Origin of the sequence: Limosilactobacillus oris DSM 4864, assembly GCF_001434465.1 — a bacterium.
Classification (GTDB): domain Bacteria; phylum Bacillota; class Bacilli; order Lactobacillales; family Lactobacillaceae; genus Limosilactobacillus; species Limosilactobacillus oris.
In genome coordinates, this window is the sequence record NZ_AZGE01000001.1 from 259780 (window position 1) to 282197 (window position 22418).

Sequence of the window (22418 nt, forward strand, 5' to 3'; positions counted from 1 at the left end):
ATTAATTAGTCTCCTCTGCTTTATACTGTTGCTGTTCTTTTAACAAATCCACCAATTTAACCGTCAATTTCATTACCAGTTCAGTATTGTTCAAAGTATTGGCTTCCCGCAGCTGCTTTTGAACCTGATTAATTTGATCATCCAGTGGCGTCTGCCGGGTGATGATGTGCATGCAGTCATCAATAACTGGCATTTGCACGGCCGGATTGACCCGCAGCTGCTCAATCTGGCTCAGTGTTGTCCGCAGTTCATCCTCATTCAGGTAATTAAGGAAGTCTGCTACCGAGTAATCGCCATGCTCAGTAAAATAACTAGCCGCCAGCAGGTACAGGGTTTGGTAGCGCTCATGAACAAAGTGGAAGCCAGCGGTTGCCGTTACGTGCGCCCAAACCTCCTGACTATGCAGCATATAGTACAGGAGCATCTGTTCTGCCAACTCTGCCCGGCTGATCTTTACCTGCGGCCGGGACTCAACAACCGCAGCTGGGGACTGGCTAGTCAGCTGATTTCGCTGGCCGGGAGCTGGCCGCGGCTGACGAATTCCAGTTTGCGCCCGCACCTGGGCTAGTTGACTTTGCAACGCGGCCTTATCAAGAGAAAATTCCTGGGCCAGTTTGCTCAGGTACAAATCCTCTTCCAGCGGGGTCGGCACCGTCGCAATCACTTTCAGGACCTGGTTTAAATAGTCCATTCGTTCGCCCTGCTGGTCCAGATTGCGTCCCTGCCGCAAAAAGCGCAGGTAAAAGTCAACCGTCGTTTCCTCCTGGCTAGCCAGGTACTGCCGAAACTTCTCCGGCCCAAAGCGTTGAACATACTCGTCCGGGTCAATCCCAGCTGGCAGTTGGACTACCCGTACCTGGAGGTTCCCAGTCTGCTGACTTTCCACCAACTTGATGGCCCGGTCAATCGCATTTTGCCCCGCACTGTCACCGTCATAACAAATGTCTAACTGGGTAGTCGTCCGGTGGATCGTCCCCACCTGTTCTTCGGTAAAACTGGTTCCCATCGAGGCCACACCGCCCTGAACCCCAGCACCAAAAGCTGAAATAACGTCCATGAACCCTTCAAACAGGTACAGCTTTCCGTCTTGGCGGGCCGCCTTGCGCGCCACATCCAGATTAAAGAGCGTCCGCCGCTTGTTAAAGATTGGTGTTTCCGGGCTATTGAGGTACTTGGGCAGGTCGGTGTTAACCGTACTGAGCAGGCGCCCAGAAAAGGCAATCACTTGACCACGACGGTTCTTGATCGGGTACATCACCCGGTTGGCAAAACGGTCGTGGAGCTGGCCTTCACGGTCCTCAGTGAATAAGCCGGACTTGCGCAAGAGCTGGTAATCCAGCTTTTCCTTGTCGCAATATGCTTTTAACACCTGCTGTTCCGGCGCGAACCCCAGCTGAAATTGATCAATCAGCTCCCGGGAAACACCCCGGCGAGTCAAATAGTGCAACCCAGCCTCTCCCGCGGGGGTACCTACCAGGATATAGTGGTATAGTTCCGCCGCCTTCTGGTGGAGCTGGATCAACTGCCCGGTTTCACTATCGACTGGAGCTGCTGGATGGTTGCTCGACTGAACATATTGCTCAGGCAAGCTAATTCCGGCATCCTTAGCAACTGCTGCCACTGCCTCCACAAAGTTAATGTGCTGGTAGTCCATCAAGAACTGGAAAACATTGCCGCTCCGGCCGCAACCAAAACAATGATAATACTGCTTCTCCGCGTTAACCGAAAACGACGGGGTCTGCTCATTGTGAAATGGACAGAGCCCGGTAAAGTTTTTGCCGGCCTTTTTTAGTTGAACATAACGGCCAATTACGTCAACAATATCAACTGAATTACGCACCTCATCGATTACCGCCCGCGGTATTCTTGCCATTGAACCACCCCATTTAGTTAACCTGTGAACAGTAACGAAAGGCCGCAACCCAACGGAATGCGACCCTCCTTTACTTATCTAGCCATAATTCACTTAATATATATGATACCACAAGGCAGCTGGAAAACAATCAAAAAGCACTACTTAACGATTAAATCATTCAAGTTTCCCATGACCCGGGCAAGCCGCGCGATGATTGCCAACTGGGCTAACCGGTTGTTCCGCACGGCCTCGTTCTTATCCATAATCATGTTTTCATCGAAGTATTCGGTGATCACTGGCGCTAATTGGCGCAGTTCAGCAAAGTTTTCCGCTACGGTCCGGTTAGCGGCACCAGCAGCAACCTCATTTACCGCCGTGTACAGTTTCTTTTCAGAAGGGTTCTCAAAGAGGCTCGGGTCAACCTGGGCAGCCAAGTCCTGGTGGCCCTTCTTGCTAATCCGCAATACCCGTGTCAGGGCCTCGACCGCATCCTTAAAGTCGGCGTCTTCCTTGTGCTCGTCGATTGCCGCCGCGGCTTCAAAGACCGTTTCAATGTCGTCGTTTTCCGTATCGGTAACGGCATCAATAATATCATGCCGCAAGCGACGACCGCTAAAGAACTGCTTAAGCCGGTCCAGGAAGAAGGTCCGCACGGCGGGCGCATTCTTCGTCAAATCAAAGTCGATTGCAACGTCGGAGTCGGCAAAGGCCTTAATGAGGACTGGCTGAATTCCCAGCAGGGAAAGGTGCCAACCACGGTCGTTGATAATCCGGACAATTCCAAATGCTTGCCGCCGCAATGCATAGGGGTCATTAGAACCGGATGGGATCATGTCTACGGCAAAGAAGCTGAGAATGCTATCCAGCTTGTCCGCAATTGCCAGGATGGCCCCCAGCTTAGTAGCTGGCAAGTCACCTTCCGCGGAGATTGGCATGTAGTGTTCCCGGATAGCCGCAGCGACATCGTCCTTTTCACCAAAGAGCTTGGCGTAAATTTCGCCCATTACTCCCTGCAATTCCGCAAACTCACCGACCATCTGAGTCGTCAGGTCAAACTTGTAAATGTGGGCAGCCCGGTCAAGGTCCGCTAACTCGGCAGCGGACAAGTTCAGGCGCTTCCCAAGTAACTGGGCGATTACTGCAACCCGCTGCATCTTATCGTACATCGAACTAATCTTATCGTGGAAGCTAACCTTCTTGAGGCGGTCAACGTACTGGTCAATCGTCAGCTTTTGGTCCTCTTCATAGAAGAACTTAGCATCTTCCAGTCGCGGAACCAGGACCCGTTCATTCCCCTTGATGATATTCTCCAGGTATTCCTTATTGCCGTTGCGGACAGCAATGAAGTTTGGCAAGAGCTTGCCCTGGTGGTCACGCAGGTAGAAGAAGCGCTGGTTATCCTTCATTGAAGTAATTAGCACTTCATCCGGCAGCACCAGGTACTTCTTATCAAAGGATCCGGCAAACGCCGTCGGCCATTCTACCAGGTTAGTAACCTCTTCTAATAGGTCGGGGTCTTTATCGATTACCCAATCATGCTCTTCCACAATGGCGTCAATTTGGTCACTGATGACCTTCTTGCGCCGCAGTGGGTCCACAATCACGAACTCCTTTTCCAATTCCGCTTCGTAGTCCTCAGCAGTTGCTAATTCAATATCATGCCCCAGAAAACGGTGACCACGGGTAGTTCGACCGGCGGCAACGTCTAGGATGCTGAAGGGAACTACTTGGTCGTTCAGGAGTGAAACCAGCCAGCGAATCGGCCGGATGAACTGCAGGTTATTGTACCCCCACTTCATCAGGGTAGGGAAATTCATCGCGGTGATGACGTTTGGGAGGCCCGTCAGCACTTCAGCGACCGGCTTCCCGGCAATGTGCTTTTCAACAAAGACGTATTCTTCGCCCTTAACTTCCCTAAACTCAATATCATCGACCGTTGCTCCCTGTCCCCGGGTAAAACCGATGGCGGCCTTAGTCCAATTTCCATCGCTATCCTGGGCGATTTTCTTGGCTGGCCCCTTGACGGTCTCGTCAACGTCCGGCTGCTTATCAGCTAAGCCCCGAATCAGCAGGGCTAACCGCCGGGGGGTTGCGAACTCTTGAATCTCGTCAAAGCTGATTCGTTCTTCCTGGAGGTAGTCAGCCACCCGCTGGTGCAACTGCTTGATACTTGGTGTTACCACGTGGGCCGGCATTTCCTCGACCCCGACTTCGAGTAAGTATGAATTTGCCATGTTACTTGTCCCCCTTCTTAGCCTTCTTGGCCGCCTGCTTAGCTGCCCGTTCTTTCGCCTTTTCTGCCTTCTTGGTATATTCCGCTAATGTTTTCTGCCGAAGCTGTTCATCATGAATCAGTGGGAAGCCCCGCTTCCGCCGTTCTTCAACAAAGGCCTTTGCGATTGACTTCGCCATAATCCGGATCCGGTGCAGGTAGCCGGCCCGTTCCGTAACCGACACGGCTCCCCGGGCATCAAGCAGGTTAAAGGTATGGCTGCACTTTAATACGTAGTCGTAAGCCGGGTGGACCAGACCAAGCTTAATCAGGCGCTTTGCTTCCCGTTCATAGTCGTTAAAGGCTGCCAAAAGCATGTCCTGGTTACTCTCTTCGAAGGCATACTTGGAGTGTTCATATTCCGGTTCCTTGAAGATATCACCATAAAGAACCCCATCGGCCCATTCCAAGTCGTAAACGGAATCTACGTTTTGGATATATTCAGCCAAGCGCTCCAAACCGTAGGTAACTTCGGATGCTACTGGGCTCATCGGCAGTTCACCGACCACTTGGAAGTAGGTGAACTGGGTAATTTCCATTCCGTCCAGCCAGATTTCCCAACCAACACCGGCACACCCCATTGATGGGTTTTCCCAGTTGTCTTCGACGAAGCGGATATCGTGTTCCAAGGGGTCAATCCCCAGTTCCTTGAGGCTTCCCAGGTACAAGTCCTGAATGTTGTCCGGTGAAGGCTTCATGATTACCTGGAATTGGTGGTGCTGGTACAAGCGGTTCGGGTTTTCGCCGTACCGTCCATCGGCAGGCCGCCGGGATGGTTCCACGTAGGCAGCGTTCCATGGTTCAGGACCGATTGCCCGTAAAAAGGTGTAAGGGCTCATGGTCCCAGCACCCTTTTCATTGTCATAAGCCTGCATCAGCATACAGCCCTGCTTAGCCCAATATTGCTCGAGCGTGAAGATGATTTCTTGAACAGTTAGCTTCTTTGTCGTCATCTGAATACTTCCCTTCATAAATAAAAAATCCCCGTAGTTACGGAATCCGTAACCACAGGGACGAAATTAATTCGCGGTTCCACCCTGCTTTTTTGCACTTCTGCAAAACAGCTTAGTTCAATTGGCTGCTGGAGGGCCACCCAATGACTATCCTCACGAGGCTCACACTTTCCCCCGTTCGCTGGGCAGGACCGGTCATTGCTCTTCTCCGTCATCGCCGGACTTATTCAATTAAGTGTTACCAATAAACACGTTTTATAATAGAAAACTTTTCCGGGCTTGTCAATCACCCGCAGTTAAATTCCCCATTTTTTGCTCCAGGCGGTGCATCTGCTGGATAAAACGCTTGCTCTTCAGACGCAGTCCCACCTGGTCATCATAAATGGTATCAAGGACGGTCTGGAGGCGCAGCTTAGTAACCGGGTTGATTTTGATATTATTGACCCGCTGCAGGTTAAGCTGGGCAAACTGTTGCAGGTAGTACACGGTTCGCCGGTCCAAGTGAAAGCGGCGGGGGTCAAGGTGCCAGTGACGGTTGCACAGCATCCCCCCATACTGCTCCGAAAAGTCCAACGGCCGGTCTGCCCGTCCGCAGATTACGCAACGGTCCCAGGTTGGCGCCACCCCGAAAACAGTAAGCAACTGCGTCTCAATAACGTTGGTTACCACCTGCTCGTCCTGCCCCCGGTCGATAAGGGCCAGGGCAGCCGCCACCTGGTCAAACCAGCCGCCCAGTGGCTGCCCGTCCGTGAAGGCGTGGTCAACCAAGGCCAGAATATAAGTAGCATAGGCGTTCCTGCTTAAATCCCCGGCAATGTGCTGGTACTGGTGGGTCTCACTTGCGGTATTGATAAAGCTAAGGCCGTGATCATCCAGCGAACCAATATAGCTGCCATGAGTAAACGGCAGGATGTCACTGGCTAGCCGAAAGCCGCGTTTCTTGGCGTCCCGAACGTAGAACATTGCGGGTCCAATCCGGTCCGTCAAAATTTTGATTAGGAGGTCACGTTCGCGGTAGTCACGCCGGTAGATGATAATTCCCCGAAAGTCTGTTGTTTCCCGGGCCACGCGATCGCTCCTTTCTCAGCAGTTAATAGTCCTTATTCCGGTAGCCATAGTCTTTGAGCATGGCAGATTTATCCCGCCACTTCGGAACAACTTTGACCCATAATTGCAGGAATACCCGGTCACCAAGGAGTCGTTCAATATCTTGGCGGGCCAGTGTCCCAATTTTCTTGAGCATCTGTCCCTTTTTCCCAATGATAATCCCCTTTTGTCCGGGCCGTTCCACCACGATGTTCGCCGAAATGTGAACGTGCTCTGCATCTTCCCGCTGAATTGAGGTGACGTCCACTGCAACGGAGTGCGGAACTTCATCCCGGGTCAACATGAAGACCTTTTCCCGAATCATCTCAGCAATAACAAAGCGTTCAGGGTGGTCGGAAATTTGGTCAGCTGGGTAGTACTGCGGACCGTTCGGCAAACCGGCTACCAGTTCATTAATTAATTCATTGACGTTATTCCCCTGCAGGGCCGATACCGGAATAATCCCCTTAAATGGCAACGACCCCTTATACTGATCCACAATTCCTGGCAGGTCGTTAGGGTGAACCTGGTCAATCTTATTGACAACCAGATAAATGGGCTGTTGGACCTGTTTGAGGCGCTCGATAATAAAGTTGTCACCGGGCCCCCGCTTTTCGGTCGCGCTCACCACGTATACAATGGCGTCGACTTCATCGAGGGCCGACAACGTGGAGCGTTCCATAAAGTCCCCCAGCTTCGTTGCCGGCTTATGAACCCCAGGAGTATCAATAAAGATGATCTGCGCATCCTTACTCGTGTAGATCCCCTGGATCTTATTCCGGGTCGTCTGAGCAACGTTGCTCATGATGGCCACCTTTTGGCCCACGATATAGTTTAGCAGGGTTGACTTCCCAACGTTGGGCCGGCCAATCAGGGCAACAAAACCTGATTTATAGTTTGGATTATCCATTTTTACTCCTATCTTACTAAGTCTACCAGGTGGGGCCCAAAGATAATCAGCCCCACCACTACCGCGAAACAGGCCGCTAGCAGGACCCCGCCCGCAGCCACGTCCTTGGCTTTCTTAACATCTACATTATACTGGTGGTTAACCATGACGTCCGTCACAGCCTCCGTAACCGTGTTTAAAAATTCAGCAGCAAACACCAGAAAAATCACCAGGAGCAACCATAGCCAGTCATTGCTGCCGATCCGAAACCACCACCCCAATAGCAGGGCCACTACCGCCGCTAGCACATGAAAACGCATATTCCGCTCTTCGCGCACCATTGCAACGATCCCAGCAGTTGCATGGGCCATTGCCTGGTATAGATGGTGGTTCTTGCCAACCTGGTGCTTATCTTTGGAGTCCATATTCATCTAAGATCTCCCGTTGCAGGTCAAACATCCGCTGCTCATCGGCTTGCTTTTCATGATCGTAACCGTTCAGGTGAAGGAAACCATGGACAACTAAAAAGCCCAGTTCCCGGTCGACGGAATGACCAAGGAATTTGGCTTGTTCTTCGACCTTATCAATCGAGACGAAGAGGTCGCCCAGGTTCTCCGGAAGCTCGGCTGCCAGCTCAGGATCCATGATAATCGGCGTCTCATCGCCTCTTTCTTCGGCCGCAAAGCTCAAGACATCCGTCGCCCGATCTACGCCACGGTACTGCTGGTTGAGCTTGCGAATTGCCGGATTAGTCATCATCGTTACCGACATTTCAGTACTGTCTTTTAAGGATAGTTGGCGGGCCGCAAATTGCAAAACATCCCGCACCAGGGCGAGCTGGGCTGGGCTTACCTGTCCGTCAGTTTCATCGTATATCGTCAGGTCCACTACTCTTCCTCCTTCACTTGTTTGCGCGTCGTCTGCTCCTCATAGGCGGTGATAATCCGGGCAACTACCGGGTGCCGAACTACGTCTTCCGCCCCGAAGCGGACAAACTGAATCGACTGAATGTCCTTGAGAATCCGTTGGGCACTGACCAGGCCACTCCGCACCCCATGCTTCAAGTCAATCTGGGAAATATCCCCATTGATCACCATCTTGGAGCCAAAACCAAGCCGGGTCAAAAACATCTTCATTTGGGCGTTGGTAGTGTTTTGGGCTTCATCTAAGATCACAAAGGCCCCGTCCAGCGTCCGACCCCGCATATAAGCCAGGGGAGCAATTTCAATAATCCCCCGCTCCATCAGACGTTGGGTGTGGTCAGTCCCTAAAATCGCGTTCAGCGCGTCATAAATAGGCCGCAGGTAGGGGTCCACCTTTTCTTGCAGGTCACCAGGCAAGAACCCCAGGCTTTCTCCCGCTTCCACTGCCGGCCGGGTCACGATAATCCGTTCGACCTCTCCCCGTTTAAGGGCGGCTACCGCCATCGCAACGGCCAGGTAAGTTTTCCCAGTTCCGGCAGGACCAATCCCAAAGGTGATATCGTTGTGTTTAATGGCATTGACATATTGGCGCTGGCCAAAATTCTTCACCCGGATTGCTTGACCTTTCCGGTCCTTAATAATGGTTTCACTATACAGGTCCGCAAAATACTCCAACGTTCCCCGGTGAGCCATCTTCATTGCGCTTACGATGTCAGTGCTATGGAGGTGAATCCCCTGTTGAAGAAGACCAACCAGGGCATGAAAGACGTCGATCGTTAATTTGACGTCCTCCTCCCGGCCACGAACCTGTAAGTCGCTGCCAAAGGGATTGACCGTAACGTCCATCCCCTGTTCAAAGAGACTGACAAACTTGTCTTGGGGGCCGAGAATGCCAACTTCTACTTCTGGTTGGTCAATTTGAAAAACTTGTTCGTATTCTTGTGTGTTTTCTGCCAAACTACACTATTCTCCTTTATTAAATTTAATTCGTTCTTTTACCAAGTTGATTATATCATAGCTTTCCGTTGACATAACAGCAAAAAGGAGGCTGGGAATCAACCCCATCCTCCTTGTTTTTCAGGTGCCGGTGTTATGCGCAGTAGCTAGCTGGCAGGTCAAACATCATCATTTGCCCACACAGGCTAGCCGCGCGTCGATGAGAAAGGAATCACCAAGCCAATCCTTCCCCTTTTTTAACTATTGTTGCAAAATTTCTTGAGCTGCTTTAATCTGCTGGCGAACCTGGGCAAAGCCGGTCCCACCAACTGAGTTCCGCCGTTCGACCGCCACCGTTGGTTTGAGGACGGTATAAACGTCTTCTTCGACCCGCGAATCGATCTGTTGGAACTCCGCCAGCGGAATATCAGCCAGGTCGGTACCGGTCTTTAAGCCCTTCAAGACCAGTTCCCCCACGATCTCATGGGCGCGCCGGAAGGGAATCCCCTTGGTTGCCAAGTAATCAGCTAATTCGGTCGCGTTGGAAAAATCGTGGTGGGTCGCCTGGGCCATTTTCTCCTTGTTGACCTGGAGGGTCGCAATCATCCCGGTCATTACCTTTAAGGACGGGAGGATTGTCTTGACAGCATCAAAGACCCCCTCCTTATCCTCCTGCATGTCCTTGTTGTAGGCTAGTGGCAACCCCTTCATCACCGTCAGCAGGCCGGTCAGGCTGCCAAAGACCCGGCCGCTTTTCCCCCGGATCAATTCTGCCATGTCGGGGTTCTTTTTCTGCGGCATAATTGAACTGCCGGTCGAGTACGCATCAGCCAGCTCAAGATAGCCGAACTCATAGCTGCACCAGTAAATTAATTCCTCGCACAACCGCGACAGGTGAACCATCAAAATGCTGGCGTTACTCAGAAATTCTAGCGCAAAGTCCCGGTCGCTGACCGCATCCAGGGAATTTGCATACGGCGCACTAAAGCCCAGCAGGTGCGCCGTCATTTCTCGGTCGATTGGGAAGGTCGTCCCGGCCAGTGCAGCGGCTCCCAGCGGTGATAGGTCGGTATGCTGCTGGTTGAACTGAAACCGTTCGACGTCCCGCTGAAACATTTGGAAGTAAGCCATCAGGTAGTGACCATATGAAATTGGCTGGGCGTGCTGCATATGGGTGTAACCGGGCATAACGGTTTCCACGTTCTGCTCCGCCTGCTTAACCAGGGCGGCCTGTAAATCCTTGAGCGCGCCAATCACCTGGGGTAGCCGCTCCTTGACGTACAGGTGGAAGTCGGTAGCCACCTGGTCATTCCTGCTCCGGCCGGTATGCAATTTTCCCGCAACGGGTCCAATCTTCGCCGTCAAAAGCGCTTCAATGTTCATATGAATATCTTCATTTTCTACGTCAAAGGGGAGGCCGTGATCGGCTAGTTCAGCTGCCAGTTCTTGCAGTCCGGCAATAATTTGATCAGCGTCCTGGGGCGTTAAAATTTGGGTTGCCTTGAGCATCTTGACGTGGGCCAGTGAACCCATAATATCCTCCTTAGCCATTTCCTGGTCAAAGGAAATCGAGGCCCCAAATTGGTCGACTAACTGGTCACCAGCCTCTTCAAACCGGCCACCCCACATCTTTTTAATGGGCATCGGCCGACGCTCCCTTCTTTGCCTGGGCCTTTTCCTGGACCTGGGCATAAACCTTGTCAGGCAGCTCCCAAAGTTTGATAAAGCCGGTAGCGGCTTCCTGGTCAAATTCATCAGCGGACGTGTAGGTCGCCAGGTTCTTGTCATAAAGCGAGTTGGCTGACTTCCGCCCCTCACAGATGACGTTGCCCTTAAAGAGCTTGACCCGTACAACCCCGTTGACAACCTTTTGCGTTTCCTCCAAGAAGGCAACTAGGGCCTTCATCAGCGGTGAATACCAGAGTCCATTATAAATCAGCTCGTTCATCTTTAGTTCCACGGTCGGCTTGAAATGAGCGACTTCCCGCTCCTGGGTCAGGTCTTCCATATCCTTGTGTGCGGCCAGCAACACGGTAGCAGCAGGGCACTCATAAATTTCCCGCGACTTAATTCCGACGAGCCGGTTTTCCACGTGATCAATCCGCCCAATGCCGTTCTCACCAGCAACCTTGTCGAGCTTCATAATCAGTTGGTCCAATGGCAATTCTTCACCATCAAGCGCGGTTGGAACCCCTTCTTTAAAGGTGATTTCCATCACCGTTGGCTGGTCAGGTGTTTCTTCGATTGGAGTAGTCCGCTCGTAAGCATCTTCTGGCGCAGCGACCCACGGGTCTTCCAAGATTCCGCATTCATTGGCCCGTCCCCATAAGTTCTGGTCAATTGAGTACGGACTCGCCTTAGTAATCGGTACCGGGATGTTGTTATCCTTAGCGTACTGGATTTCCTCTTCCCGCGACCAGTGCCAGTCCCGGATAGGGTCCTCAATCTTCATCTCGGGAGCCAGGGCGTGAATCCCCGCTTCAAACCGGACCTGGTCATTTCCCTTCCCGGTACAACCATGAGCGATTGCCGTTGCTCCGTACTCCTTCGCTACCCCGACCAACTTTTGCACAATCAGCGGCCGGGAAAGCGCGGAAACTAATGGATATTTTTGCTCATACATTGCATGAACTTGCAGAGCGGGTAAAACAAATTGTTCGGCAAAGTCACGTTTAGCGTCAATCACCACCGACTTCCACGCACCGATTGCGGCGGCCTTTTGCTGAATCGCATCCAGGTCTAATCCTTCACCAACGTCAATACAGCAGGCAATCACATCGTAGCCCTTATTCATCAGCCACGCAATTGCAACTGAGGTGTCCAGGCCCCCTGAGTAAGCTAACACAATCTTTTCCTTTGCCATAACAATCGTCTCCATTCATAATTTTGTATATTTATTAATTGAGACCAATATACACTGAACATGAATATATATCAAGAGTTTTTTACTAAAAAGTTTTATTTATGCGTAATTTCCCATTATTTTTGTATAAAAATCAATTAAGCAGCGTTTAGCCGCCTGGCTATTTTATACCTAAAGGAACTCCACTTTGGAAAGTGGCCAATAATCAAAGTGCAGTACACAAACGGACCTCCAGTGCTCGATAAAGCCGAACTCTGGAGGCCCGTTTATACTTTCTAACGACTTGTTGCGTGTCAATAATTTCCACGTTAGGAGCGTTTAAAAATTATTCTAATTTCCATTACTGATTAGTTTTGGAAATGCAGCACTTGCTCCGTTTGCAATGGGAACAGCGCTAACTCCTGGCGATTCAGATCTGTGTGGTGCAACTGAACCGCATTAATTTGGTTATTCTGGTAGGTTGTGTAATAGAAAGTCCCGGTTGATAAATTAATCCCATCCGAGTAGATGGTGGCTTCAAACTTTCCGGGTACCACTTCGTCTAACCCTTCCTGCTGCTCAACGGCGTGCAGGCAATGGAAATAGTTAGTAACGTTCTCCAGCTCGTTTTTGCCTGTTGGAGCGTGGTGCAGGGTAAAAACTTCCTTAACGAACCGGCTCGCGGAGTCCATCCCGCCTGGCAGCATATGGGAGCCAAGGCCCCGACTATATGCCGCCAGGTTCACGTCCGGTGCCAGCTGGTTGGGTGGAGTTGTTGGGGATATTCCCTGATAATTAGCCAGGTTAGTCAGCTGGCCAGGAAATTCTGGATTATTAGTCAAAACATTGACCGGATTATCATAGACGTGCAGGCCGGTAACCGTTGATTCAACCACAATGGACTTTCCAGACCGATCAGCAATCAGCCAGTGCAGTGGTGACAGTTGCAACTGGTCAGAGAAGTTGATGTTGACGAGGTTGAGCTTCTTTAAGAGCTCCCTGGCTTCGGCAACATTCTTACACTGTCCCAGGATGTACGGGATAAGTTCAAAGGGTGAAACGTTGTCCTTGCCCTCTTCCAACGGGAAGTAGTGGGCCGGTCCGTCGAAGTTCAGGCCGGCCATCCCCAGTCCCTCTTCGTTGGCCCCATCAAAGTATAATGGATAGTTATCCTTCACCAGGGCCATCCCAATGATCGCATAGTGGTGACCCATTGACGGCACCCGCCGAAAGTTGAATTGGTAGTTCCGCGGCGTCACCACTACTTCCTGACCAAACGAAACTTCTAAGTCCAGATTTCGCCCAAAGTAGTGGTCACCCGCATTGTATAAAATTGAAGTGCACATTTTAATTCCCCCTTTGGCGGCCAGAAGACAGGTTAGTTGCTGCTCAAGGCTGCCTTGACGGCCTGGTTAACCACCTTGCCATCCGCCTGTCCCTTAACCTTTGGCATGACAGCGCCCATAACCTTACCAAAATCCTTCATGCTTGAAGCGCCAACCGCCGCAATGGTTTCCTGAACAATCTTATTCACATCGTCAGCGGACAGCTGCTTTGGCAGGTACTTTTCTACCACCGTCAATTCATGGTTAGTCTTATCAACCAGGTCCTGGCGGCCCGCTTTCTCAAATTCAGCTAAGGATTCCTTCCGCTGCTTGTATTCCCGAGACATTACTGCCACTTCTTCGTCGGGTGTTAAGTCATGCCCGGCTTCAATCTGAGCGTTCTGGACAGCTGCTTTAAGCATCCGAACCACCGCCAGGGTTTCCTTATCCCGACTCTTCATTGCACTAACCATGTCACTCGTTAAATCCTGTAATAAGCTCATTCTATCCATCTCCTATAATACTGAACAAAAAAGCCCCCACCGGGAAAGGTAGGAGCATTCGTTTTTAGTAACGACGACCACGCTTGTTCTTGCGCTTCCGTGCCGCTTCAGATTTCAACTTGCGTTTTACACTTGGCTTTTCGTAGAATTCCCGCTTCCGGTATTCCTGCAATGTTCCATTGCGCGAAACTGAACGTTTAAAGCGTCGAAGAGCGTCGTCTAAAGATTCATTCTTACGAACGACTGTTTTTGACATGTTGATTCCCTCCCTCCGAGCTTAAAGTTACGTAACAAGGCCATCGCAGCCTTTCACTACAAAAAATATTGTACCTAATAAGCCGGTTAGTGTCAATGTTTCTTTTCAGAGATTTCCTAATTTGGAGAACGGTCAGCCTGCTTTTGCCACTACTTTTAATGAAGAAACAAAACCAACCGTCAGATTGATGATACTTTTAAGATGAATATTTATACTAATTTTGAGAAAAGTATTGCATAAATAGTTATAAGGGTGTATATTCATTTACAGTTATTATTTGAGAATACTAATTGAAAAGGAGTAATTGATTTATGAAGCACTTGAAACCATTGCTAATGCTAGTCATCCTCTGTGTTTCACTGGTCATCGCCCCCCTGAACGCATTCGCCGCTGCCACCAGCTCGAGTAGCAGTGCGAGCTCCGATGCGACCAACTCAGCGGCTACTGATGACTCGGTACAGCGGATTAAGCAGAAGGGGACCCTGGTCGTCGGGACCAGTGCTGACTACCCGCCATACGAATTTACTACCAAGAAGAACGGCAAAACCGAATACGTTGGTTTTGAAATGGACGTTGCCAAGCAGTTTGCTAAGGATCTCGGCGTTAAGCTCGTGATCAAGAACATGGACTTCGACTCCCTCCTGGTTGCGTTGGAATCTCATAAGGTCGACACCGTCATTGCCGGGATGAACATCACCCCTGAACGGAAAAAGAGCGTTGACTTCTCTGACCCCTACTACGCAGGTCACAAGTTCTTCCTAATCAACAAGTCTGACAAGAACAAGTACAAGTCAACCAAGGACTTCGCTGGTAAGAAAGTCGGGGCCCAAAACGGAGCGATGGACTACAACCTGGTGAAGGAAAACGTCCCGAACGTTCAGGAAAAGGGACTCGCTAAGATTCCTTCACTGGTCTTAGCCCTCCAGTCGCATAAGGTTGAAGGGGTCCTGATGGACGAAGCAACCGCGAAGGCTTACGCTAACAACAATTCCAACCTGATGGCGATTAACTCCCACATCAAGATTCAGTCTGGTGGAATTGCAATGGCCTTCCCAAAGGGTGATAAGTCCCTTGAAGCGGCTGCTAATCAAACCGTGGCTAAGATTAATAAGGAAGACTTGATTAACAAGAAGTGGATTCCACAAGCCGCTAAGTACATGAAGTCTTACAAGAAGGCTAACACCGTGGCTAGCTACTGGACCTTCTTCGCTAAGGGGGTTGAATACACGCTGATCATCACCGTGATCTCCGTAATCTTCGGTTTCCTGCTCGGGACCCTCTTCGCACTGATGCGGTTGTCCCAGAGCAAGCTCCTCCACGGAATTGCCATCTGCTACATCGAATTTATTCGGGGAACACCAATGCTGGTTCAGATCATGTTCGTCTACTTCGGAATTGGGGCCATTATCCAGTCGATGCCAGCCCTCGTTGCCGGGATCATCGCCGTATCCGTCAACTCCGGAGCCTACGTCGCCGAGGTTATCCGTTCCGGAATCCAATCCCTGCCGGTCGGCCAGACTGAGGCGGCCCGGAGCCTGGGGATGACGAAGAAGCAGACCTTCCGCTTCATCGTCCTGCCACAAGCCCTGCGCAATATCTGGCCAGCCCTGGGGAATGAGTTCATCACCCTGTTAAAGGACAGTTCACTGGTTTCCACGATTGGGGTCGGCGAATTAATGTACCAGACCCAGTTGGTCCAAGCAGATACCTACAAGGGGGTTCTGCCACTGTTCATTACCATGATGATCTACTTTATCCTGACCTTTACGTTGACGAGAATCCTGAACTACTTCGAAGGGAGAATGCAACATGCCCACTAAAATGATTGAAATCCAACACCTGAAAAAAGAATTCAACGGCACTGAAGTCCTCAAAGATATTTCGGAAGAAGTCGATCAAGGACAGGTAATCTGCGTAATCGGACCGTCCGGGGCCGGAAAAAGTACCTTCTTACGGTGCCTGAACGTCCTCGAAAAGCCAACCGCCGGCAAGGTTCTCTTCGAAGGAAAAGACCTTACCCACATTTCAGACCAGGAACTCGATGAGCTGCGGGAAAAAATGGGGATGGTCTTCCAAGGCTTCAACCTTTTTCCAAACATGACCGTAATCGACAACATCAAGATTGCCCCGATCAAGGTCAAAGGAATTAGCGAAGAAGAAGCAACCAAGACGGCCAAGGAACTGCTCACAAAGGTTGGCCTGGCTGACAAAGCCGATGTCTACCCGGACAGCCTTTCTGGTGGTCAAAAGCAGCGGGTAGCGATTGCCCGGTCCCTGGCTATGGACCCAGAAGTGATGCTCTTTGACGAACCAACCAGTGCCCTTGACCCAGAGATGGTCGACGAAGTGCTGAACGTTATGCAGGAGCTGGCCGATTCGGGGATGACAATGGTGGTCGTGACCCACGAAATGGGCTTTGCCAAGGAAGTGGCCGACCAGATTTGGTTCATGGCAGACGGCTACATTCAAGAAACCGGTGCTCCCGAGGAATTCTTCAGCCACCCGACTAGTGACCGGGCCAAGGAATTCTTGAAGAAAGTTTTGAAATAAGTCTAGAGATATGAAGAGGCTGGGAATTGACTCAGCCTCTTTGCTACTTTAAAGATAAAAATGCCTCAGCGCGGTAGCTGGCTGGCAGTTCAAACGCTGATAAATCAGCATTTGACCAACCTAGCCATCCTTGCGGAGGTTCGAAGACAAACGCCCAAAATCAGCGTCAGCCGATTTTAGGCGTTTTTTCTCACTCTCTTTTCGTTGTGGTTAAGAAATGCGCGATGGCTACAATTGCAGTTCGCCAACTGAATACAGAACCGCGTCACCGGACAGGAGGATGCGGTCGCCAGCCTCTTCACAATAGAGGATCCCGGTCCGCGGCGAAGCCTGAAAGGCAGCAATCGTCTTCTTGCCCAGCTGGTGCGACCAGTACGGGGCAATCTGGCAGTGGGCACTCCCAGTGACCGGGTCTTCGAGGACGGCCAGTTTGGGCGCAAAGCAACGGGATATGCAGTCGTACTGCGGGTCATCGCTGGCAGCCGTAATGTTTTGGAGGAGACCCGGCAGCTTGGCGAGGTGGTCAGCGTCCGGGTGATAGTTCCGGACAGCGTCGGCAGTTGGCAATACACAGAGGAGATCTCGGTCAAGGTAGGCGGCGACTGGTTTGACGCCGAAGACCGCAGTCATCTCAGGCGTTACCGGGACTTCTTTGAGCTTGTAGCTCGGAAAACTCATTTGATAGTGGTCACCTACTGCACTGACGGTCAGCTCCCCGCTCTTGGTTATAAAATGGATTATCGAGCTCTGGTGGTGGCAGTAGTTCAATACGACAAAGCCACTAGCTAGGGTCGCGTGGCCGCACAAATCGATTTCCCCGCCCGGCGTAAACCAGCGCAAGCGGTAGCGGTCTTCACCATCTGGCACTAGGTAAGCCGTTTCGGATAAGCGGTTTTCACGGGCGATATTTTGCATCACTTGGTCAGCTGGGAATTCGTCCATCAGGCAAACGGCTGCTGGGTTTCCTGCAAAGAGCCGGTCGGTAAAGGCATCGACATGGTAAATTTTCATTGTCCTCTCCTCCTTCTTAGAAACATGGTTAGACCATTATAGTATTGCTAGTTTTAGCACATCTCCAAGAATAAAGACAACAAATCCGGCAATCAAAACATAGTTAATTATACGTCGCCATTTTGCACTCAAATCAGTAGTATTCATACAGGAAACCAAAATTAGAATGCAACCGATTAAGTTAATCATCGTCGCCGTAGACTTCCAACTAATAAAAAGTCCACCGACAACCAACACCACTCCCAATAAAGTATAAGTCAAGTTTTGAGCATCACGACTCATTAGCTATCACTTCCTCTCTTCTTAGCATCATGCTTTTCCTGGTCAGCGTAGTAGAGCTTGAAGAAGACGTTCATCGGCAGGAGAAGCGCACCGAACGTCAGGCTTTCGCGCCGGGTCAGCTGGCGACGCGACTTTACTGCTTTAGTCATCAAGGTCACTCTCTTTAATAAACACGCCGGCCGCCGTCGTCTTGCCATGACGGCTGGAAATTTCTTGATAAGCCTTCTCCATGGCAGCATGGTGGTCAACGCCGACAAGTTTGGAGAAAATCAACAAAGCAATCTGAAGATCACCAATACTGTCGACAAGCTTAGCCCGCTTCTGTTTATTATAGGCGGAGGACAATTCACCGAGTTCCTCAGCCATCTTCATAAACTCCACCCGCGGGTCCGCTTCATCAATCCGCCGTTCATGCGCCCATTCCATGATTTTGGCATTCAGTTCTTCGTAGGTCATCACAGTCATCCCTTTTTGTCTGTATTGTAAATGATGGCTTACTGCTATTGCAATCCCCTTATACTAATACGGCCCCATAACTAGAGATTTGTATCTGGTCATGGGGGTCCGTCTACTTATTTGGAAAAACTCTTAATCGAGGCCATGATTAGGTCAATGAACTTCTCACGGTCAACGCCAAGGAGAACTTCCGTATTCTTCGGCTTATCGGTCAGCGTGTAGTAATCGCAAACCGTTTCACCCCGGGTCAGCTCGCCCTGTGTTTCAACATCGACGTTCATCTTATCGGACTTAAACATGGTTGGGTCAATCAGCCAGGCAATCGTACATGGATCATGCAGTGGTGCGCCCTTAAAGCCCCACTTTGGGTTTTCATGGTACTGTTCAAAGAAGTTAAGCAAGCCATAAAAGGCTTTCCCGACCGGGTTGGCAATTTCACCAATCTGCTCAATCTCTTCTTTCATAATCTGTGCTTGGTGGGTTACGTTTAATGGCGCCATCACCAGTGGAATGCCAAAGTTCATCACGATTTTCGCGGCCTCGGGGTCAACGAAGATGTTGAATTCCACCGACGGCCGCCAGTTGCCGAGACCCATGGCCCCACCCATGAAGACGATTTGGTCAATCTTTTCCCTAGCGAGGTCCGGGTAAACCCGGAAGAATAAAGCGGCATTCGTCATTGGACCAGTCACGACTAGGGTTACTTTTTCGTTACTTTCCCGCAGAACCTTTGCAATCAGGTCAATGGCGGGTATTGTTTGAACTTGAAAGTCTGGGTCAGGCAGGTTGGCACCATCCAATCCGGTTTTTCCGTGAACTTCGGGAGCAGTTTCCAATGGCTTTACCAGTGGCGTTTGGTTTCCCTGTGCAACGGGAATGTCCTCCCGATGCAGCAAAGTGAGCATCCGCATGGCATTATTGAGCGTCTTGTCTGGCGTCTGGTTCCCCGCCGAGGTCGTCACCGCCAGTAAGTCAATCTTCGGGGATGCGACCGCCATTGTTAGTGCCAAGGCATCATCATGTCCCGGGTCACAATCCAGAATAATCTTTTTACTCATTCGTAATCGCTGTCCTTTCTTTATGTACAACGGTAATAAACTTATATATTAATAATATCATAATAGCGCTTTCAGAATCAGCCACATCTTTGGCATAGCAATAAAGAAAAGTTAAAGAGAGAGAAACGTAAATCCCAACCAGTCCATATAAAAAGGCCATCACCCGCAAGCGAGTGATGGCCTTCTTTCATATATCAGTCTTGTTTAATCATCCAGCTTAGAATCAACATCTTCGCCGAATTCAATCTTCAGATCGTCAAGCTGTTGCTGGCTGACCTTGCCGGGAGCGGCGGTCAGTGGTTCGACGGCCTTGGAGTTCTTCGGGAATGGGATGACGTCCCGGATGTTGTCGGCTTCCGCCAGCAGCATTACCCAGCGGTCCAGCCCAAAGGCCAGTCCACCCTCAGGCGGCATCCCCATCGTCAACGCCTTCAGCAGGAAGCCGAACCGCGCCTCGGCCCGTTCCTTGGTGTAGCCCAATGCCTTCAGGACCTTTTCCTGAACCTTTGGATCGTGGATACGGATGGAACCGCCACCGATTTCCTGACCGTTCAGGATGATGTCGTAACTCTGGGCGTGGGCCTTGTGAGGGTCTTCGCCGTCTTCCAAGTAGTGCAGGTCTTCTTCATTCAGCATCGTGAATGGGTGGTGGGCCGCAATCCACTTACCAAAACCTTCGTCGTATTCAAACATTGGCCAGTTAACAACCCAGAGATAATTCCATTGTCCTGGCTTAATCATGTCGAGTTCCTCAGCAATTGCCCGCCGGAGGTAACCCAGTGAATCCGCAACGACGTGGAAGCTAGCGGCAACGAAGAGGATCAGGTCGCCGTCCTTGGCACCCATCTCGGCGTTAATCTGGTCAGCCTTGTCGTTTAAGAACTTAGCAACCGGACCATTGTAACCGTCTGCGGTAACCTTAACCCAGGCCAGTCCCTTGGCACCATAACGCTTGATGTAGTCTTCCTTCTTGGAAATATCCTTCCGGGAGTACTTGTCAGCGCCACCCGGTACACAGATGGCCCGCACGAAGCCGCCGTTTGCGACCGTTCCGGAGAAGACCTTAAAGTCACTGTCCTTGACGATGGCGGACAGGTCGTGAATCAGCATGCCAAAGCGGGTATCTGGCTTATCAGAACCGTACTTATCCATGGCTTCCTGCCATTCCATCCGCGGGAACGGCGTCTTGACGTCGATCCCCTTAACTTCCTTCATGACCCGCTTGATCAGGCCCTCGGTGACCGTCTGGATGTCTTCTGGCGTGGCAAAGCTCATTTCGGTATCAATCTGCGTAAATTCTGGTTGCCGGTCCCCCCGCAGGTCTTCGTCCCGGAAACAGCGAGCCAGCTGATAGTACTTGTCTACGCCGGCCGCCATCAGCAACTGCTTAAACAGTTGTGGTGACTGTGGCAGAGCGTAGAAGTGGCCTGGGTATACCCGGGAAGGCACGATGTAATCCCGCGCCCCTTCCGGCGTTGACCGGGTCAGGTCTGGTGTCTCAACGTCCAGGAAGCCTTCACCGTCGTAATAGTTGTGGACAATCGAGGCCACCTTACTCCGCAGCTTGAGGTTCTTCATCATCTCTGGCCGCCGCAAGTCCAGGTAGCGGTATTTCATCCGCAGGTCTTCACTAGCATCGACGTTATCAGTGATGTCAAACGGCGTCGTCTCAGACTTAGCCAGCACCTTGATATCATCAACGGCAACTTCAACCTTCCCGGTCTTCATGTCCGGGTTAATTTCCTTTTCGGCCCGCAATTGAACCTTCCCGTGCACTTCCAGCACGTATTGGTTCCGCACGGCGTTCGCCACCTTAAATACTTCTGGATTTTCCTTTTCGTTAAAGACCAGTTGAACGATGCCTTCCCGGTCCCAGAGGTCGATAAAGATCAAGCCCCCGAGGTTCCGGCGCTTCGCTACCCAGCCCTTTAAGACGACTTCTTGGCCGACTTGCTGTTCATTAGTGTCTCCAGCGTAATTTGTCCGCTTCATGCTTCCACTTCTCCTTCTGCTCATAACCAAATAAAAAAGCACCCCTGAACAAAACAAGGGTGCTCATGCACGGTACCACCTTGGTATCAAACTCAACGATAACATCAGTTTCCTGACGGGACAACTGTCCAGCCTAAAAGGGTCAATCGGACCTTCGTCTGGCGGGCTCCCACTATCCCCGCTCGCTGACCTCCTACCGGTACCGAGCATTCTTTTATTTACGGCTACGAATATTTAATTACAGTCCTAACTGTACTCGCCAGCCGCCGGAAAGTCAATACTTGATTGCCACCTTGCATTTTCCACCGACTATCCTAGAATTAAAGTAAACTTTACGCAAGGGAGCGGGATCAAATGAGTAGAAATCACCAGTGGTTTAGCCAGTTGCCAATCAAAAACATTAATAGTTACCAGCCGGTCAGCGGCGGCGACATCAACGAAGCCTATCAGATTACTGCCGATGGGAAGAGGTATTTCATCAAGGTCCAGCCTAACCACCCAGCCGACTACTTCCGTCACGAAATCAACGGACTCAAGGCGCTGGGCCAGGCCGTCAATACCCCGACCCCACTCCACAACGGGGTCATCAACGGGGATGCCTACCTGGTCTTAAACTGGCTCGACGAAAGCACCGGCAGCCAGGCCGACCTGGGCCGCGCGGTGGCACGGCTGCACCAGCAGACCAACGACCAGTTTGGCTTTATCGATAACCACCAGACCAAGGCCCTGGTGAAGGACAACTCCTGGAATAATTCTTGGACCGATTTCTACGTTAACCAGCGGCTCCTGCCAGAAGTTAAGGTCGCCGCGGATCGCGGCCGCTGGAATCGCTGGCGGGAAGACCACTTCCAGCAGATGGTTAAGCAGTTCCAACAATACTACCATGGCCGGGATATAAAGGCCCGCCTCCTCCACGGGGACCTCTGGGCCGGCAACTTCATGTTTGCCGGCGACCACGAGCCCTACCTGATCGATCCGGACGCGGTTTACGGCGACCGGGAATTCGACCTGGCGATGACTACTGTCTTTGGTGGCTTTGACGAGGACTTCTACCACGCTTACAACGCGGCCTACCCGTTCACCCCGGGTATCAATGACCGCCTGCCCTGGTACCGGTTCTACTACCTCTGCATGCACCTAGTTCTCTTCGGTGAAAGCTACGGACCCGCGGTTGACCGGATTTTGAGCCAATACTGACTTAAAAGGAACTGCGATATAAACCCTATTAC

At 51.1% G+C, this 22418-nt stretch carries 22 protein-coding genes; 3 read left to right on the forward strand and 19 right to left on the reverse strand.

Annotation, left to right across the window (positions count from 1 at the left end; all coding sequences use genetic code 11):
- Position 1: 1 nt before the first annotated feature.
- The 13 genes from dnaG to rpsU form a co-directional block, all read right to left on the reverse strand.
- On the reverse strand, positions 2–1873 hold the full coding sequence (gene dnaG / locus FC49_RS01300) for a DNA primase (RefSeq protein ID WP_003711815.1): 1872 nt from the start codon (positions 1871–1873) through the stop codon (positions 2–4).
- 140 nt (positions 1874–2013) lie between these two features.
- On the reverse strand, positions 2014–4089 hold the full coding sequence (glyS, locus tag FC49_RS01305; protein ID WP_003711916.1) for a glycine--tRNA ligase subunit beta: 2076 nt from the start codon (positions 4087–4089) through the stop codon (positions 2014–2016).
- 1 nt (position 4090) lies between these two features.
- Positions 4091–5080, reverse strand: a complete 990-nt coding sequence (gene glyQ, locus FC49_RS01310; protein WP_288636341.1) for a glycine--tRNA ligase subunit alpha — start codon at positions 5078–5080, stop codon at positions 4091–4093.
- A gap of 282 nt (positions 5081–5362) precedes the next feature.
- Complete coding sequence (gene recO / locus FC49_RS01315; protein WP_003711834.1) at positions 5363–6148, reverse strand: DNA repair protein RecO; 786 nt, start codon at positions 6146–6148, stop codon at positions 5363–5365.
- 22 nt (positions 6149–6170) lie between these two features.
- Positions 6171–7076, reverse strand: a complete 906-nt coding sequence (gene era, locus FC49_RS01320) for a GTPase Era (protein WP_003711858.1) — start codon at positions 7074–7076, stop codon at positions 6171–6173.
- Between the two features lie 8 nt (positions 7077–7084).
- On the reverse strand, positions 7085–7480 hold the full coding sequence (locus FC49_RS01325) for a diacylglycerol kinase family protein (RefSeq protein WP_056983878.1): 396 nt from the start codon (positions 7478–7480) through the stop codon (positions 7085–7087).
- On the reverse strand, positions 7464–7943 hold the full coding sequence (gene ybeY, locus FC49_RS01330) for an rRNA maturation RNase YbeY (RefSeq protein ID WP_056983859.1): 480 nt from the start codon (positions 7941–7943) through the stop codon (positions 7464–7466). Before ybeY ends, FC49_RS01325 begins: the two co-directional genes overlap by 17 nt.
- The gene (locus FC49_RS01335; protein WP_003711878.1) at positions 7943–8935 is read right to left on the reverse strand and encodes a PhoH family protein; all 993 of its coding nucleotides are present in this window, start codon (positions 8933–8935) and stop codon (positions 7943–7945) included. The genes ybeY and FC49_RS01335 overlap by 1 nt, the downstream gene beginning before the upstream one ends.
- Positions 8936–9175: 240 nt before the next feature.
- Positions 9176–10558: an argininosuccinate lyase gene (gene argH, locus FC49_RS01340; protein ID WP_056983861.1), complete on the reverse strand. Its 1383-nt coding sequence runs from the start codon at positions 10556–10558 to the stop codon at positions 9176–9178.
- The gene (locus FC49_RS01345; protein WP_003715160.1) at positions 10548–11777 is read right to left on the reverse strand and encodes an argininosuccinate synthase; all 1230 of its coding nucleotides are present in this window, start codon (positions 11775–11777) and stop codon (positions 10548–10550) included. Before FC49_RS01345 ends, argH begins: the two co-directional genes overlap by 11 nt.
- Positions 11778–12124: 347 nt before the next feature.
- Positions 12125–13102, reverse strand: coding sequence for a choloylglycine hydrolase (gene bsh / locus FC49_RS01350; RefSeq protein WP_003715241.1), 978 nt, complete (start codon positions 13100–13102; stop codon positions 12125–12127).
- 32 nt (positions 13103–13134) lie between these two features.
- Positions 13135–13584, reverse strand: a complete 450-nt coding sequence (locus FC49_RS01355) for a GatB/YqeY domain-containing protein (protein ID WP_003715212.1) — start codon at positions 13582–13584, stop codon at positions 13135–13137.
- Between the two features lie 64 nt (positions 13585–13648).
- Positions 13649–13840, reverse strand: a complete 192-nt coding sequence (rpsU, locus tag FC49_RS01360) for a 30S ribosomal protein S21 (protein ID WP_003665847.1) — start codon at positions 13838–13840, stop codon at positions 13649–13651.
- A 311-nt stretch (positions 13841–14151) separates the two neighbouring features.
- Between rpsU and FC49_RS01365 the strand changes: the two genes are divergently transcribed.
- Positions 14152–15660, forward strand: coding sequence for an ABC transporter substrate-binding protein/permease (locus FC49_RS01365; RefSeq protein WP_056983863.1), 1509 nt, complete (start codon positions 14152–14154; stop codon positions 15658–15660).
- Positions 15650–16390 (forward strand): amino acid ABC transporter ATP-binding protein, encoded by a 741-nt coding sequence (locus FC49_RS01370; protein WP_003715150.1) that lies wholly within the window; start codon positions 15650–15652, stop codon positions 16388–16390. Before FC49_RS01365 ends, FC49_RS01370 begins: the two co-directional genes overlap by 11 nt.
- Positions 16391–16618: 228 nt before the next feature.
- Here FC49_RS01370 and FC49_RS01375 read toward each other — a convergent pair whose 3' ends face one another.
- The 6 genes from FC49_RS01375 to aspS all read right to left on the reverse strand — a co-directional run bounded on the left by FC49_RS01375 (position 16619) and on the right by aspS (position 21189).
- Positions 16619–17401 (reverse strand): PhzF family phenazine biosynthesis protein, encoded by a 783-nt coding sequence (locus tag FC49_RS01375; RefSeq protein WP_056983864.1) that lies wholly within the window; start codon positions 17399–17401, stop codon positions 16619–16621.
- A 36-nt stretch (positions 17402–17437) separates the two neighbouring features.
- A complete protein-coding gene (locus FC49_RS01380) occupies positions 17438–17683 on the reverse strand; it encodes a hypothetical protein (protein ID WP_003715234.1) in 246 nt (81 codons plus the stop codon).
- A complete protein-coding gene (locus tag FC49_RS10030; RefSeq protein WP_003715215.1) occupies positions 17683–17832 on the reverse strand; it encodes a hypothetical protein in 150 nt (49 codons plus the stop codon). The genes FC49_RS01380 and FC49_RS10030 overlap by 1 nt, the downstream gene beginning before the upstream one ends.
- Positions 17825–18139 (reverse strand): MazG-like family protein, encoded by a 315-nt coding sequence (locus FC49_RS01385; protein ID WP_003715265.1) that lies wholly within the window; start codon positions 18137–18139, stop codon positions 17825–17827. The genes FC49_RS10030 and FC49_RS01385 overlap by 8 nt, the downstream gene beginning before the upstream one ends.
- A 116-nt stretch (positions 18140–18255) precedes the next feature.
- Positions 18256–19197, reverse strand: coding sequence for a pyrimidine-specific ribonucleoside hydrolase RihA (gene rihA, locus FC49_RS01390; RefSeq protein WP_056983866.1), 942 nt, complete (start codon positions 19195–19197; stop codon positions 18256–18258).
- Positions 19198–19401: 204 nt separating this feature from the next.
- A complete protein-coding gene (gene aspS, locus FC49_RS01395) occupies positions 19402–21189 on the reverse strand; it encodes an aspartate--tRNA ligase (RefSeq protein ID WP_003715229.1) in 1788 nt (595 codons plus the stop codon).
- A gap of 354 nt (positions 21190–21543) precedes the next feature.
- On the opposite strand from aspS, the gene FC49_RS01400 reads away from it, so the two are divergent.
- Complete coding sequence (locus FC49_RS01400; RefSeq protein ID WP_056983868.1) at positions 21544–22386, forward strand: fructosamine kinase family protein; 843 nt, start codon at positions 21544–21546, stop codon at positions 22384–22386.
- The last annotated feature ends 32 nt before the right edge of the window (positions 22387–22418 follow it).

Excerpts from the sequence above, each read along its gene's own strand:
- dnaG (WP_003711815.1), bottom strand. The coding sequence starts at position 1,873 with ATGGCAAGAATACCGCGGGCGGTAATCGATGAGGTGCGTAATTCAGTT.
- glyS (WP_003711916.1), bottom strand. The coding sequence starts at position 4,089 with ATGGCAAATTCATACTTACTCGAAGTCGGGGTCGAGGAAATGCCGGCC.
- glyQ (WP_288636341.1), bottom strand. The coding sequence starts at position 5,080 with ATGACGACAAAGAAGCTAACTGTTCAAGAAATCATCTTCACGCTCGAG.
- era (WP_003711858.1), bottom strand. The coding sequence starts at position 7,076 with ATGGATAATCCAAACTATAAATCAGGTTTTGTTGCCCTGATTGGCCGG.
- FC49_RS01325 (WP_056983878.1), bottom strand. The coding sequence starts at position 7,480 with ATGGACTCCAAAGATAAGCACCAGGTTGGCAAGAACCACCATCTATAC.
- argH (WP_056983861.1), bottom strand. The coding sequence starts at position 10,558 with ATGCCCATTAAAAAGATGTGGGGTGGCCGGTTTGAAGAGGCTGGTGAC.
- FC49_RS01345 (WP_003715160.1), bottom strand. The coding sequence starts at position 11,777 with ATGGCAAAGGAAAAGATTGTGTTAGCTTACTCAGGGGGCCTGGACACC.
- bsh (WP_003715241.1), bottom strand. The coding sequence starts at position 13,102 with ATGTGCACTTCAATTTTATACAATGCGGGTGACCACTACTTTGGGCGA.
- FC49_RS01355 (WP_003715212.1), bottom strand. The coding sequence starts at position 13,584 with ATGAGCTTATTACAGGATTTAACGAGTGACATGGTTAGTGCAATGAAG.
- rpsU (WP_003665847.1), bottom strand. The coding sequence starts at position 13,840 with ATGTCAAAAACAGTCGTTCGTAAGAATGAATCTTTAGACGACGCTCTT.
- FC49_RS01365 (WP_056983863.1), top strand. The coding sequence starts at position 14,152 with ATGAAGCACTTGAAACCATTGCTAATGCTAGTCATCCTCTGTGTTTCA.
- FC49_RS01370 (WP_003715150.1), top strand. The coding sequence starts at position 15,650 with ATGCCCACTAAAATGATTGAAATCCAACACCTGAAAAAAGAATTCAAC.
- FC49_RS01375 (WP_056983864.1), bottom strand. The coding sequence starts at position 17,401 with ATGAAAATTTACCATGTCGATGCCTTTACCGACCGGCTCTTTGCAGGA.
- FC49_RS01380 (WP_003715234.1), bottom strand. The coding sequence starts at position 17,683 with ATGAGTCGTGATGCTCAAAACTTGACTTATACTTTATTGGGAGTGGTG.
- FC49_RS10030 (WP_003715215.1), bottom strand. The coding sequence starts at position 17,832 with ATGACTAAAGCAGTAAAGTCGCGTCGCCAGCTGACCCGGCGCGAAAGC.
- FC49_RS01385 (WP_003715265.1), bottom strand. The coding sequence starts at position 18,139 with ATGACCTACGAAGAACTGAATGCCAAAATCATGGAATGGGCGCATGAA.
- rihA (WP_056983866.1), bottom strand. The coding sequence starts at position 19,197 with ATGAGTAAAAAGATTATTCTGGATTGTGACCCGGGACATGATGATGCC.
- aspS (WP_003715229.1), bottom strand. The coding sequence starts at position 21,189 with ATGAAGCGGACAAATTACGCTGGAGACACTAATGAACAGCAAGTCGGC.
- FC49_RS01400 (WP_056983868.1), top strand. The coding sequence starts at position 21,544 with ATGAGTAGAAATCACCAGTGGTTTAGCCAGTTGCCAATCAAAAACATT.